15 protein-coding genes and 2 pseudogenes are annotated in these 14,364 nt (G+C 38.4%); 12 read left to right on the forward strand and 5 right to left on the reverse strand.

The features are described from left to right. Positions 1-76: 76 nt before the first annotated feature. Entirely contained in the window at positions 77-1,021 is a 945-nt protein-coding gene (locus SAY88_RS21185; protein WP_332634151.1) for an EamA family transporter, read from the reverse strand. Here SAY88_RS21185 and SAY88_RS21190 point away from each other — a divergent pair. From SAY88_RS21190 to katX, 11 genes and pseudogenes are all read left to right on the forward strand, one after another. Continuing rightward, positions 1,014-1,301 (forward strand): annotated as a pseudogene (locus SAY88_RS21190) (SDR family oxidoreductase); the annotation flags it as partial. The gene SAY88_RS21185 and the pseudogene SAY88_RS21190 sit on opposite strands and share 8 nt — an antisense overlap. Before the next feature lie 825 nt (positions 1,302-2,126). Next, on the forward strand, positions 2,127-2,390 hold the full coding sequence (locus SAY88_RS21195; RefSeq protein ID WP_332634153.1) for a hypothetical protein: 264 nt from the start codon (positions 2,127-2,129) through the stop codon (positions 2,388-2,390). Between the two features lie 164 nt (positions 2,391-2,554). Next, a complete protein-coding gene (locus SAY88_RS21200) occupies positions 2,555-2,857 on the forward strand; it encodes an urease subunit gamma (RefSeq protein WP_250098383.1) in 303 nt (100 codons plus the stop codon). Positions 2,858-2,872: 15 nt separating this feature from the next. Beyond that, the gene (locus SAY88_RS21205; protein ID WP_332634154.1) at positions 2,873-3,196 is read left to right on the forward strand and encodes an urease subunit beta; all 324 of its coding nucleotides are present in this window, start codon (positions 2,873-2,875) and stop codon (positions 3,194-3,196) included. Then, positions 3,193-4,902 (forward strand): urease subunit alpha, encoded by a 1,710-nt coding sequence (gene ureC / locus SAY88_RS21210; RefSeq protein WP_332634155.1) that lies wholly within the window; start codon positions 3,193-3,195, stop codon positions 4,900-4,902. The genes SAY88_RS21205 and ureC overlap by 4 nt, the downstream gene beginning before the upstream one ends. 13 nt (positions 4,903-4,915) lie before the next feature. Continuing rightward, positions 4,916-5,362, forward strand: coding sequence for an urease accessory protein UreE (gene ureE / locus SAY88_RS21215; RefSeq protein WP_250098386.1), 447 nt, complete (start codon positions 4,916-4,918; stop codon positions 5,360-5,362). Further along, the gene (locus SAY88_RS21220; RefSeq protein ID WP_332634157.1) at positions 5,355-6,038 is read left to right on the forward strand and encodes an urease accessory protein UreF; all 684 of its coding nucleotides are present in this window, start codon (positions 5,355-5,357) and stop codon (positions 6,036-6,038) included. The genes ureE and SAY88_RS21220 overlap by 8 nt, the downstream gene beginning before the upstream one ends. A gap of 24 nt (positions 6,039-6,062) precedes the next feature. Then, positions 6,063-6,677 carry an urease accessory protein UreG gene (gene ureG, locus SAY88_RS21225; RefSeq protein ID WP_332634158.1) on the forward strand — a complete coding sequence of 205 codons (615 nt, stop codon included), beginning with the start codon at positions 6,063-6,065 and terminating at the stop codon, positions 6,675-6,677. Then, complete coding sequence (locus SAY88_RS21230) at positions 6,674-7,495, forward strand: urease accessory protein UreD (RefSeq protein ID WP_332634159.1); 822 nt, start codon at positions 6,674-6,676, stop codon at positions 7,493-7,495. Before ureG ends, SAY88_RS21230 begins: the two co-directional genes overlap by 4 nt. A gap of 162 nt (positions 7,496-7,657) precedes the next feature. Then, positions 7,658-8,227, forward strand: a complete 570-nt coding sequence (locus SAY88_RS21235; protein WP_332634160.1) for a class D sortase — start codon at positions 7,658-7,660, stop codon at positions 8,225-8,227. 142 nt (positions 8,228-8,369) lie between these two features. Continuing rightward, entirely contained in the window at positions 8,370-9,941 is a 1,572-nt protein-coding gene (katX, locus tag SAY88_RS21240) for a catalase KatX (RefSeq protein WP_332634194.1), read from the forward strand. A 94-nt stretch (positions 9,942-10,035) separates the two neighbouring features. Here the strand turns inward: katX and SAY88_RS21245 are convergent, their stop codons facing one another. From SAY88_RS21245 to SAY88_RS21260, 4 genes and pseudogenes are all read right to left on the reverse strand, one after another. After that, positions 10,036-11,205 carry an MFS transporter gene (locus tag SAY88_RS21245; protein ID WP_332634161.1) on the reverse strand — a complete coding sequence of 390 codons (1,170 nt, stop codon included), beginning with the start codon at positions 11,203-11,205 and terminating at the stop codon, positions 10,036-10,038. A 289-nt stretch (positions 11,206-11,494) separates the two neighbouring features. After that, positions 11,495-11,980, reverse strand: coding sequence for a cyclic pyranopterin monophosphate synthase MoaC (moaC, locus tag SAY88_RS21250; protein WP_332634196.1), 486 nt, complete (start codon positions 11,978-11,980; stop codon positions 11,495-11,497). A 120-nt stretch (positions 11,981-12,100) separates the two neighbouring features. Continuing rightward, positions 12,101-12,565, reverse strand: a pseudogene (locus tag SAY88_RS21255) (molybdenum cofactor guanylyltransferase); the annotation flags it as partial. After that, positions 12,562-13,056, reverse strand: coding sequence for a MogA/MoaB family molybdenum cofactor biosynthesis protein (locus SAY88_RS21260; protein WP_332634163.1), 495 nt, complete (start codon positions 13,054-13,056; stop codon positions 12,562-12,564). The pseudogene SAY88_RS21255 and the gene SAY88_RS21260, both read right to left, overlap by 4 nt. A 124-nt stretch (positions 13,057-13,180) precedes the next feature. On the opposite strand from SAY88_RS21260, the gene moaA reads away from it, so the two are divergent. After that, entirely contained in the window at positions 13,181-14,197 is a 1,017-nt protein-coding gene (gene moaA, locus SAY88_RS21265; RefSeq protein WP_431308904.1) for a GTP 3',8-cyclase MoaA, read from the forward strand. Positions 14,198-14,364: the final 167 nt, after the last annotated feature.

Consider the following 14,364-nt stretch of genomic DNA (forward strand, 5'->3'; position numbering starts at 1 on the left):
CAACCTTTCTTCTATATAGTGTAACAAATCTATAGAAACTTAACTAAGTTGTGTCCATGAAACTATACTAGCATCATTAGAGAAATAAAGCCCTCTTAGTAAAACTAGCTAATTCTAAGGGGCTTTTCATTTTTAGAAATTTATTTGTGCTTGAAGAAGAATCTTTATTCAAAGCCAATACAAAAATCATTAGAATGATACAAGTTGTACCAAACCATTGAAAAGTTCCAAAGGGTTCTATTAACCAAAAGACGGTGGTAAATACAGCTGCTAATGGCTCAGTACTTCCTAGAAGGCTGGATTCTTTAGCAACTAGACTTTGCAAACTTTCTATATAAAACCAAAATGCAATCATTGTACCAAAAATGATAACGAATACTAAGTATAGATAAGCTTCCACTGTTAAGGATGTAAAGTCCATTTGCCAAGGTGGATGAACAAAACTTAGCGCAAAACTACCGATAATCATAGCCCAACCAACAATGACAAGGGAATCGTATTGTTTCAATAAAGGAATGGCATATAAGGTATAAAATGCTAAAGCTACTCCGGATAAAACACCCCAAATGATTGCTGGTGTTGGTACTGATAATTGAGTGATTGAGCCGTTTGTTAATAAGAAAAAGCACCCAACTAAAGCGAGCGAAACAGTCAACAAATCTCTTCGTGTTAGAACAGCTTGTTTGCGGAAAATCAAGTAAACGATAATCATTACAGGTGCTAAATATTGTAATAACGTTGCAACAGCTGCGTTACCATGTTTAATGGAAGCCATATATGTGTATTGAACTGCAAGCATACCGAGTAACCCGAAGATTATTAATTGAATAGCTATCCTTCTAGTTTTCCAAACACCGATTATTTGGGAACGGTCATTTCGAAAAAAATGAACTGCTAAGAGTAAAAAGCCAGCTATGAGTAGCCTAGTCGTCACAAGCCAATCTACACCAATTTCAAACTCTTGAAAAAGCCTTTTTGAAACCGTGCCACCAATTCCCCAAAATAATGCTCCTGTAGCCAAAGCAGCTCTTGAATCATCGGTAAAATACCTGGCATTAGACTTAGGAAAAGAGAATATTCGTGTTAATGCTATTTCTGCTGGAGCAATTCGAACACTTGCTGCTAAGGGAGTTGGTTCTTTTAATGAAATACTTCATAAAGTTGAAGAATCTGCACCTTTAAAAAGAAATGTAACAAAAGAAGAGGTGGGCGATATGACAATCGCAATGCTTAGTAATCTATCAAGAGGAGTTACGGGTGAAATTATTTATGTAGATTCAGGCTATAATATAATCGGCTAGACTCCTTATCTACAGTTCCAATGGGAAAATATTAGAATGAACCTTTTATGATTGTGTACATGTAGTCGTATTCCTTTACAAGTAATAGAAAAAGTTGATCTACCAAGTGTTAGGAAAAGAAATATCGGCTTTTTTCTATAATTGTTCATAAAACAATTAAGGCTATGTTTTAAAATAGTGTTGAAAATATATAAACTTTTAGGGTAACCATTTTACCATCCCTTAATTTGCCATAAAAGAAGAATGCAAATCAACTTAACGTCGTTATGCTATTTCATTTTACTCAACTATATAAATTGGAATTTGTATGAGAGTAAGTATTCGGTTGCTTTACTAAAAACTTAGAGTACTTGCTACTCGAATAAACGCTTCTATATGTTTTATTAAAATAGTCTTCTAAACTAGTTAAGCAATAAGCAATTTTATTGTTTGTCCGTAAAAAATGGTTAATTGCGGTAAACAATAGGGATGCCTAATTGCTTTTTTTTAGCTTATAGTTGTAGATTTGTATTGGGAAATAGAATTAACGGATATTTAAGCTGCTCATTATAGTTTAATTTTGTCATTAAAGGTCACTTAAGTTGTTAGAAATAATAACAATTGAAATTAACGTGTTCAAAATTTAAATAATAGGATGCTTTTTTACTTGTTTATATAAGCTTTTTGAATATGCAGCAGAAGAGAATTTCCGATTTTTGTAAATGGTATGTCAGGAAACCTAACAGATTGGCTGAAATGTGAAAGAAACACTCGTATACTAACCTCATTGAACAAATTAAATAATTTATTAGTTCTGAATGGGTTAAAAAGTACAAAAGTAACACTTTGCAACTAGTAAACTATTTAATAAAAGATGAGGGAGAGAATATGTTAACAGTTAGTACTGGATATCTGATTTTGCTATTTTTTGGAGTGTTTTTTACGAGTCTTACTATTATTATGCAGCGTCATAGAAAGACGGAGATGACAGCTGAACAATTTAGTACGGCAGGCAGAAGTGTTGGTGTTGCTCTGGCGAGTGCTTCGATCATTGCGGCCTGGACTTGGGCAGCGTCCATGGTTGAGTATTCAAAGAAAAAAAGAATCTGAGCAAGCTTAACTTATCAGGAATTGAACCAATAATGAACAAGTAGCTAAATCCTAGTGATCCTTAGCTACTATTCTACCGATTATAGTATAACTATTGGTGAATTTTGTAATTATATAGCGATATTAAAAAAACTTCTACAATTGAGAAGAAAGGATGGTAGGGGATGAAACTAACGTCTCGAGAGATGGAGAAGCTGATGATAGTAGTCGCTGCTGATTTGGCACGTCGTCGTCAAAAAAGGGGATTGAAGCTGAACTACCCAGAAGCAACGGCTATTATTACATATGAAGTATTAGAGGGAGCAAGAGATGGACAAACCGTCGCTCAGTTAATGCAGTATGGGACCACTATTTTGACAAGAGAAGATGTCATGGAAGGTATTCCTGAAATGATTTCGGATATTCAAGTTGAGGCAACATTTCCTGATGGAACGAAGCTAGTTACTGTACATAATCCAATTCGGTAATAGGAGGGGAGGAACATGATTCCAGGAGAGTACATATTAAAGAATAACCCCGTTATTTGTAATGAACATAAAAAGTCAATGACGATTAAGGTGTTAAACCAAGGAGATCGACCTGTGCAAGTAGGTTCTCATTTTCACTTCTTTGAGGTGAATAGTTTTTTAAAGTTTGATCGGAAAGAAACATTAGGAATGCATTTAAATATTCCAGCGGGTACAGCTGTCCGTTTTGAACCAGGTGATGAGAAGGAAGTTGAACTTGTTTCTTTTTCAGGAGAACAAAGGATATATGGTTTAAATAACCGAGTAAATGGATCAGTTAAGAAGGAGGGGAATGAATGAGTTTTCACATGTCAAGAAAGCAATATGCGGATATGTTTGGTCCGACAGTTGGAGATGCCATTCGTTTAGCTGATACGGAGTTATTCATAGAAATTGAAAAGGATTATACGACGTATGGGGATGAAGTGAAGTTCGGCGGAGGCAAGGTCATCCGTGATGGAATGGGACAGCACCCCCTTGCGACAAGAGATGAAAGTGTTGACTTAGTGTTAACGAATGCGACGATTGTTGACTATACGGGAATTTACAAAGCAGATATTGGGATAAAGGATGGTTTAATCGCTGCAATTGGCAAAGCAGGAAATCCATTACTCATGGATAATATTGATATTGTTGTAGGTGCTTCTACGGAGGTCATTGCCGCTGAGGGTCAGATTGTAACAGCTGGAGGAATAGACGCTCATGTGCACTTTATATGTCCACAACAAATTGATACGGCTCTTCAGTCAGGTCTGACAACGATGATTGGTGGAGGAACTGGTCCGGCAACAGGTTCGAAAGCAACAACTTGTACACCTGGGAAATGGAATATTCATCGAATGCTCGAGGCGGCAGAAGAATTCCCAATGAATTTAGGCTTCTTAGGGAAGGGAAATGCGTCTGGAAAGAAGGCGATAAGTGAGCAGGTTGAAGCTGGAGCTGTCGGTCTGAAGCTTCATGAGGATTGGGGTACAACAGCAGCGGCAATTGATACATGCTTAACGGTAGCAGATGAGTATGATGTCCAGGTAGCGATTCATACAGATACACTAAATGAAGGTGGATTTGTCGAGGACACATTAGCGGCCATCAATGGACGTGTTATCCATACGTATCATACGGAAGGAGCAGGAGGAGGACACGCACCGGATATTATTAAAGCAGCTAGCTTTCCTAATATTTTACCTTCATCGACGAATCCAACTCGTCCTTTTACCATTAACACATTGGAAGAACATTTAGATATGTTAATGGTTTGTCATCATTTAGACCCAAGTGTTCCAGAGGATATTGCTTTTGCAGATTCGCGAATTCGTAAAGAAACGATTGCTGCAGAGGATATTCTTCATGACTTAGGTGTGTTTAGTATGATCTCGTCAGATTCACAAGCGATGGGGCGTGTCGGTGAAGTGATAAGCCGAACTTGGCAGACAGCCGATAAAATGAAAAGACAACGTGGAAAGCTCGAGGGAGACGAAGGAGTAGGAGACAACAATCGAGTGAAACGCTATATTGCAAAATATACGATTAATCCTGCGATCGTACACGGAATCTCTGACTATGTTGGTTCAGTTGAAGTTGGCAAGTTTGCCGATTTAATCGTTTGGGATCCTGCGTTTTTCGGTGTGAAGCCAGATATTATTTTAAAAGGCGGAATCATCGCTCACAGTATTATGGGCGATCCAAACGCAAGTATTCCAACGCCGCAGCCAATCTTGTATCGTCCAATGTTCGGAACTAACGGAAAAGCCAAATACAAAGCAGCAATGACCTTTGTGTCAAAGGCAGCGTATGAAGCGGGAATTAAAGAAGAGCTTAGTCTGCAAAAAATCGTTAAGCCTATTTCCGGCGTTCGTAACTTAACGAAAAAATCGATGGTGTTAAACGGAGAAACGCCAGAAATTGAGGTTGATCCGCAAACGTATGAAGTAAAAGTTGACGGCGAATTAATTACGTGTGAACCATCAAAGGAAGTTCCGATGGCACAGCGCTATTTCTTATTTTAAAGGTGGGGGAAATATGATTATTGAAAGTATAGTGGGAAATGTTGCAACAATGGAGAAGAGAGCTCCACATGTAGAGCGAGTGTATTTGGAAAGTGATGACCTAGTAAAAAGAATTCAAAGGGTTACAACTGATCACGGCAAAGAGATTGGCATTCGATTAAAAGAAAACCGTGAATTAATAGACGGTGATGTGTTGTATATGGATGAAAAAAACATGATTGTTGTCTCGGTCAAAGAAGATGATCTGTTAACGATTATGCCAACCTCGATTCAACAAATGGGGGAGATCGCTCACCAGCTTGGAAACCGTCACATGCCTGCTCAATTCGAAGGGGATGAAATGCTCGTCCAATACGACTACTTAGTTGAAGAGTTACTTCAGCAATTGTCGATCCCTCATAAACGAGAAAAGCGAAAGGTCAAACAGGCATTTCGTCATATTGGACATAGTCATGACTAAGCTGCTACCACTTTTACAATTAAGTGATTCCAATTTTCCATCAGGAGCATTTTCACATTCCTTTGGATTAGAGACCTATATTCAAGGTCAGATAATTACAGATAAACAAGGCTTTAGTCAAGCAATATCTGTTTATATTCGCAAGCAGCTCACCTTTGTTGATGGTCTTGCTTGCAGACTTGCCTATGAGGCGCTCGAGCAAAAAGAATTGGACAAGTTTTTTGAGCTTGATCATCTATTATATGCTTCTAGTCTTGCAGAGGAGACAAGGCTTGGAAACCAAAGAATCGGGGAACGGATGGCAAAGCTGTGTTACGAACTTTATCCATCATCGGATCTTCAAAAATATTTGCAGCAGATTAAGGAAAAGAAAGCATATGGACATTCTGCTTTCGTATTTGCAGCAGTTGCCCATCATTTGGAAATATCAATAGAAACGGTTGTTAAAACGTATTTGTTTACGGCTGTTTCCTCATTAGTTCAAAATGCAGTTCGTGGCATTCCGCTTGGACAGACAGATGGTCAGAAGATTTTAGTAGAAATACAGCCTCTAATAGACAAGGCTGTAGTAAGAATTTTCACATTAGTAGAAGAGGATTTAGGGGCGATTAGTCCTGGGCTAGAAATAGCACAAATGCGTCATGAGCGCTTACATGTGCGCTTGTTTATGTCATAAAAATAACCTAAGGAGAGGATACATATGGAACCAGTAAGAATTGGAGTTGGAGGTCCTGTTGGAGCAGGAAAAACAATGCTTGTAGAAAAGTTAACCCGTGCTTTAGACAATGAATTAAGCATGGCAGTTGTAACGAATGATATTTACACAAAGGAAGACGCTAAATTCCTGATGAAAAATGGTGTATTGCCAGAAGATCGTGTTGTTGGGGTAGAAACAGGTGGGTGCCCACATACAGCGATCCGCGAAGATGCTTCGATGAACTTTGCGGCTATCGATGAATTAAAAGAAAAGCATCCGGATCTAGAATTGATCTTTGTTGAAAGCGGCGGTGACAATCTAGCAGCTACGTTCAGCCCGGAATTAGTTGATTTTTCAATTTACATTATCGATGTTGCACAAGGAGAAAAGATTCCGCGTAAAGGTGGACAGGGGATGATTAAATCTGATTTATTTGTAATTAATAAAACAGATTTAGCTCCGTATGTAGGTGCAAGCTTGGAAGTTATGGAACGAGATACGATCGCAGCACGTGGAAATAAGCCGTTTGTTTTTACGAATTTAAAAGATGGAACAGGTTTAGACGAAGTTGTAGATTGGATTAAAAAGCAAGCTCTTCTTATTGGTCTGGAATCATGAGTTATACCGGATTACTAGAGCTGACAGCCCAAAAAAAGGCTCTACGAACAATCCTTTCTGACTGCTATTACGAAGGTGCCTTAAAGATTACACGTCCGGTTTACCTTGATATGAATTCACCGTCTGTTTACCTCATTCATGTAGGAGGAGGTTATGTAGACGGGGATCGATATGTAACGAACATTTCTGTAGAAGAAGAAGCAGAACTAGCAGTTACAACTCAATCACACACAAAGGTGTATAAGACACCGAATGAACCAGTTGTTCAAGTAACGAATATTACATTAGGAAAAGGAAGTGTTCTTGAATACATGCCTGACCCGTTAATTGCTTATGAACAGGCACGGTTTATTCAGGAGACGACCGTCTATATTGATGACGATGCTAGTTTCTTTTACAGTGATATTATTACACCAGGATGGGCGAAAGATGGAAGCCTCTTTCGTTATGATTGGATTCGTTCTAAGTTGAAGGTCTATCACAAAGAAAAGCTTGTTTTGTTTGATCATTTAATGTTGGAGCCAGACGCTGAAATGAACGGTTTACTGCAAATGGACGGCTATACGCATGTTGGAATGTTACTGATCTTACATCATGCTGTAGATAAAGGTTTTATTGATCGTTTATATGAGCACTTGCAAGAAGATGATACGAATTCTGAACGATGCTTTGGATTGTCCGCTCTTCCAGGGAATGGAGTAATAGTACGAATTCTTGCCCGAAGCACAGGCATCATTGAGAAATTGATTATTTCAGCACATGCTTTTGCTAGAAAACAGTTATTGAATAAGGAATATGCTAACTGGCGCAAGTATTAGTTTAATCTTTTTTGATAATAGAAAATAAATGGTTCTAGTTTTGAAAATAGGATACCTCTCTGACTAACAAGGCAGGGAGGATTTTTCTATTGTACTTGTCACTTGAATCTAGATATACTTTTTAATAATAGAGTTATTAAGAAAGTAAGGGAGCGTCTTAATATGAAAGTAATCGCGCGTATCATTATCCTTCTAGGAATCGGATTTCTAGCATTCGGAGGATATGAATTATATCAAAGCTATACAAAGCAGAATGAGTCTATGGCAGAAGCAAAAAAAATTCTAGCAGAACCGAAGGGAAAAATGAAGAGTGCAAGTGATATGAAGGTTGAGGATGGGGATGTGATTGGAGCGTTGTACATTCCTCGCTTGGAAAAGGAAATCCCAATAATATCTGGTACAGATGAAGAGGAATTAAGCCGAGGAGTAGGACATTTTACGACTACCGCTTTTCCTGGTGAAAATGATCAAATTCTACTTTCTGGACATCGTGATACGGTATTCCGAGACTTTGGAAAATTAGAAAACGGAGATCAATTTGTCTTGAAAATGCCTTATGGTGAATTTGTTTATGAAATGTACGAATCGGAAATTGTTGATGCAGATGATCGTACCGTTATACGCCGAACAGCGCCTAATGAGATTCTCACATTGTCGACTTGCTATCCATTTAACTTTGTGGGGGCAGCACCAGATCGTTATATTATTTATGCTAAACCTATTAGTCAATAAGAGCAAACGTGATCCTTCATTGGTTCATGTTTGCTCTTTTTTAATGAAAGTTCTGTTTTTTGTTTTGGATAGTTTTTAACATATTGGTAATTGAACGCCAAAAGGAGGGAATACATTGAAAGACGAAAACGAAATAACAGGAATGATTGAAACGGAAGACACGTTAACAAATAGGCAGGGACATCCTGTTACGAACAATCAAAATGTTCGTACGGTAGGTAATCGTGGACCGACGACATTAGAGAATTATGATTTTTTAGAGAAAATAAGTCATTTTGATAGAGAACGTGTTCCAGAGCGTGTTGTACACGCATGTGGGGCGGGGGCGCATGGATATTTTGAATCATATGGTACGGTTGGCGATGAGCCAGTTTCAAAATATACAAGAGCGAAGGTATTCCAAGAAAAAGGAAAGCAAACGCCTGTGTTTGTCCGTTTTTCTTCTGTTATTCATGGTGGACATTCACCCGAAACACTACGTGATCCAAGAGGGTTTGCGGTAAAGTTTTATACAGAAGATGGGAACTGGGACTTAGTTGGTAATAACTTAAAGATCTTCTTTATTCGTGACCCTTTAAAGTTTCCAGATTTAGTACATGCTTTTAAGCCAGATCCAGTAACGAATATTCAAGATGGTGAACGAATTTTCGATTTTGTCTCCAATACCCCTGAAGCTACTCATATGGTCACTTTCTTATTTTCACCTTGGGGTATTCCAGCGAACTATCGCATGATGCAAGGCTCTGGAGTAAATACATATAAATGGGTGAACAAAGTGGGAGAAGGATTCCTTGTAAAATACCATTGGGAACCTAAGCAAGGTATTAAAAACTTAACGCAGGAAGAAGCAGACGAGATTCAGTCCAAGAACTTTAACCATGCAACACAAGATTTATATAAAGCGATTGAAAGTGGAGATTATCCTGAGTGGGAGCTTTTTGTCCAAATTTTAAGTGATGATGATCATCCTGAGCTTGATTATGATCCACTTTATCCTACGAAGCTTTGGTACAAAGAAGATGTCCCTTGGCAAGCAGTAGGAAAAATGGTGCTTAATAAAAATCCGGAAAATTATTATGCAGAAGTAGAGCAAGCTGCATTTGGAACTGGTGTACTCGTAGATGGGCTTGATTTCTCTGATGATAAACTTTTACAAGGAAGAACGTTCTCTTACTCGGATACTCAACGTTATCGTGTAGGAACAAATTATTTGCAACTTCCAATTAACTCACCGAAGAAGCATGTGGCGACAAATCAACGTGATGGCCAAATGGAATATAAAGTGGACCAAGGAAAAAATCAAAATCCTCACGTAAATTATGAGCCATCCACAATTGGTGGGTTAAAAGAAGCAAAAAACCCAGGAAAAGAGCATACGCCTTATGTTGAAGGGGAATTGAAGCGTGAATCCATTGAGCGTACAAATAACTTCGGACAAGCTGGTGAAACATATCGGAGACTCTCTGACTTTGAACGTGATGAGCTTATTAAAAATTTAGTGAATACATTAGCTCCATGTAGAAAGGAAATTCGTGATCAAATGATCGAGAATTTCACACAAGCTGATCCTGAGTATGGAAAGAGAGTCGCTGACGGGATTGAAGCGAAGATGAAAGAGATGGAATCAGCAGAGTCTGGTCCAATTGGCACAACAAAAACAGAAGAAGCCGTTCAAGATGCACAAGATAAAAGCCATCCATCGGATCCTTATTAAGAAAAAAGAAAGAAAAAGGGTCAGACCCCTCTTTAGTGTAGTAAAGAGGGGTCAGACCCTTTTTATAATAGAAAAGGCCGCTACGCGACTTTTCTTAAGTGCCTGGGACAGGGTTGTTTGCTTTTGCTTTGTAAATTCGATATAAAACAAAAGCGAAGATCGATAGTGCAATTCCTAGGATATAAGGCAAGCCAATCGTTACGGTGAAGAGCCAGCCGCCAAGCGGTGGGCCGATAATTCGACCGAGAGAGTCAAATGAAGACAAGAGTCCTGTCGTACGACCATAGCCTGTTGGAGAGGCCTTTGTTAGTAAAGAGGAAACACTTGGACGTATTAAGCCATTTCCTACACCAAACACGGTCAAATAAATAGCAGCAGTTAAAAAGCTATCAATTAATAAAATTAAACCGAAGCCGATTGCTGAAATGATAATTCCAATTTGTATAACCGATCCCTCTCCGTATTTCTTCGTTAGTCTTCCAACTAGGCCTCCTTGAACTAGTGCACCTGCTAACCCCAGGATCATAAAGATATATCCTAACTCCACTGCACCTAAATTTGCTCTTTCATAAGCAAAGTAAGCAAAAGTCGCTTCAAGTCCAGCTAGTGACAAAGAGACAAACCATTGCAAAATAAAAAGAATGGAAACAGGACCTTTCAAGGCAGCCCGTAGCGGAGTCCTTTCACGTAATTGTTTGTTACGCTGTTCTGATGTTAATGATTCTTTTAAAACAATGAATACGAATAGAAACGTAATAATAGATAAAGAACCGGCTAAATAAAATGGCATACTTAAATTCGTTTGCGAGAAGACGCCACCGATGGCAGGTCCAAAAATAAATCCTAGACCGATAGAAGCACCTATGATCCCCATTCCTTTCCCGCGGTCTTCTTCTGATGTAATATCAGCAACATACGCCATCACTGTAGGCATATTAGCAGCAGAGAAGAATCCTCCAATAATTCTTGCTGCAAAAAGCATCCAGAGTGTAGATGATACAGCTAATAAGAAAAAGGAAAGAGCCAGGCCGAAAATACCAATCATGATGACGGGTTTTCTACCAATTTGGTCTGAGACTCGTCCCCACATTGGGGCAAATAGAAGTTGCATAAATGAATAGACTGCCATTAACAAACCTAATTGTGTAGGGGTAGCTCCGATTTCTTCAGCATAGAAAGGCATTACAGGAATAATAATTCCAAAGCCAACCATGACAAGAAACATTACTGCAAATAGAACAGGTAAAGCTTTCTTTTTTTCCAAAGTATATGTTCACTCCAGTACTAGCTAGTTTTTTCTCAGCTCAGTATAAATAGTCTGTCGTACTAATATGTAAGGGCTATAAAGGTCTATTATACAATGATTTTAATTGATCTATCTAGTCGAACTTCGTTACAGTTTTAGGGTAGAACCAACGCAGGCCCCTTTGGATACTTGTGATGAGTATCACAGTATATAATGGTTAGAAGTGGTACTCTTAATTTACTTGTTTAGTATAACATCACATTAATATATTTTTATATTAGGAAGAAAAGGGTCAGACCCCCAGAAATTATTTCCCGAAGGTGTAATCGCCGTTTTTTCCGCCTGTTTTGCTTAGGAGGAAGGTGTCTTTGATGATCATGCTTTTATCTACTGCTTTACACATGTCGTAGAAAGTTAATGCTGCCGCAGATACAGCTGTTAATGCTTCCATTTCTACACCAGTATTTCCTTTACAAGAGACTTCAGCTTGGATGATTAATTCATACCCATCTGTCGCCTCCTTGTATTCAAACTGGAAGTCAACTCCTGTAATTTGAATAGGGTGGCACATCGGAATAATATCAGGTGTTTTTTTTGCTGCCATAATCCCAGCAATTTGTGCAACTTGAAGAGGGTCTCCTTTTTTTATTTGTGAATTTTGAATAGCTTCATATAGCTCTTTTTTTAGAAGGATGGTGCTCTGTGCAACAGCGGTTCGTTTTGTTTGATCTTTTTGAGAAATATCAACCATCTTCGGACGGCCTTTCTCATTCCAATGTGAAAATTCACTCATATTATTGCTCTCCTTATCTGTTTCTATTTGCCATTCACTTTCATAGTTAATATTCGTAAATTCACGTTGTGTACTAGGGAAGTGTAAATAGTTTACTTTTGCTTTTTGCAGCAATGGTTGCATACTTTTTCGGTTATTATCAATTAGCTCTTCTGCCAAAGGCAAACATCGACGATGATACATGGCAATCAGAGGCTGTTTCTTGTCCCCTGTAACTGGAACGATGGCATCATAAGATGAGCCGATTGCATAATTCAGTAATGAATCGATGATATCTTTAGAGATAAAAGGGATGTCTGCAGCTAGAACAACATACCAATCAACATCTTGAATGGACTGCATGGCAAAAGTCAACGCATATAATGGACCGTTGTGCTGCTTTTTCTCAATAAGTAGTGTAGCATTTGCATCGAATTGTTCAGAAAGAGACGGATTTGTAATTATATAAACCGAATCAACGCCACTAGATTTAAGTGCATTTGTACTATGGAGATAAAAAGGAAGACCGTTAAAACGTTCAAACATTTTCGGCTTTCCGTAACGTGAAGATTGTCCACCAGCTAGGACTACACCTGCAATCCTCATTTCTTTACCAATTCTTCAGCAAAATGAGGCATTGTCGGTAAAATTAATTTTTCCATAGCTAGTTTCACAGCATTTGTTGACCCAGGCAAGGCATAAATAGCAGTAGATTGCTTACTTCCAGCAACAGCTCTACTAAATAAAGCTTTTGGCCCGATTTCTTCATAGCTTAACATGCGAAATAATTCACCGAACCCGTCCATCTGCTTATCTAAAGTTTGAGATACGGCTTCATATGTAACATCTCGTGGAGAAAAACCAGTTCCTCCGTTTAGGATAATAGCTTGGATTTCGTTATTTTCCGTCCACGTTTGTACTACATCTTGAATGATATGGAGTTCATCTTTAACGATTTGATACTCAACAATTGTATGGTTTTTAGATTGTAAAAGTGAGTGAATGGTTTGGCCACTGCGGTCATCCTCTTTATTTCTCGTGTCTGAAATCGTTAAGATCGCAACATTTATACTTTTGGAAGTATTTATATTATGCATAGAAGTTATTCACCTTCCTTTTTTATGTTAGAATGATTTATTATACCTTAATTAATAGTAACAGTTTTTTTAGCATCAACCAATAATTCGCCGAAATGGATGAGGAAAAAGAGGAGGAATAGACATGGAAATCAAGCATGTTAGCGACAAATACTTGCGACCATTACAAGATTTGCGCATATCAATTATGGACAAATGTAATTTCCGCTGTTCCTACTGTATGCCGCAAGAAGTATTCGGCGAGGATTATGTATTTATGAGAGAAGAAGAACTGCTCTCCTTTGATGAAATTGAACGATTGGTTCTACAGTTTACCAAGTTAGGAGTTAAGAAAATTCGCTTAACAGGCGGAGAACCATTGCTTCGAAAAAATGTACCTGAATTAATTAAGAGACTATCTGTAATCAATGGGATTGAGGATATCGCTTTGACGACAAATGGAGTCCATCTAGTAAAACAGGCAAGATTACTTAAAGAAGCAGGGCTGATGCGTGTGAACGTCAGCTTAGATGCACTTACAACTGAAATTTTTCAAGAAATGAATGGTAGAAAAGTGACGTCAGCAGTCGTCTTAAAAGGCATTGATGCAGCATTAGAAGCAGGGCTTCAAGTGAAAATTAACATGGTAGTAAAAAAAGGGGTAAATGAAGGGGAAGTTGTTAGATTAGCTCGTTACTGTAAAGATAGAGATATTCCGTTACGCTTTATTGAATTTATGGATGTGGGTCAAACAAATGGCTGGGATTTCTCTCAAGTTGTAACAAAAAAGGAATTACTAGAAAAAGTTTCAACGATTGCTCCACTTGAAGAAGTGGAAAGAGACTATTTAGGTGAAGTCGCAACAAGGTATCGGTATAAAGGGACAGATACTGAGATTGGAATTATTTCATCTGTTTCAGATACTTTTTGTGGAAATTGTACACGTGCCAGAATTTCAGCTGATGGAAAGCTCTATACTTGTTTATTTGCTGAGAGTGGATATGACTTACGATCTCTTATTCGGACGGGTGCATCAGACAGAGAAATAGAGTCAAGAATCACAGAGATTTGGCAGTCTCGTACAGATAAATATTCAGAAGGCCGGACGGAAGAAACGGTAAAAAACCGAAAGAAAATTGAAATGTCCTATATTGGTGGGTAGAATAGAATAGTGAAATGTCAGTAACTAGGTGGCAATGGCTCCGTTAGCTACTCTCCTTTGAGAGGGGAAACGACTCCTCTAAAAGCTTTTAAAAGATGTAGCGACTTCGCCCATTGCTTCGGGGTTATTCCAAAGGTTAAAATCATACCTTTTGGGATAACCCCATT

It is taken from the genome of Halalkalibacter flavus (assembly GCF_036663575.1).
Lineage (GTDB): Bacteria > Bacillota > Bacilli > Bacillales > Bacillaceae_D > Halalkalibacter > Halalkalibacter flavus.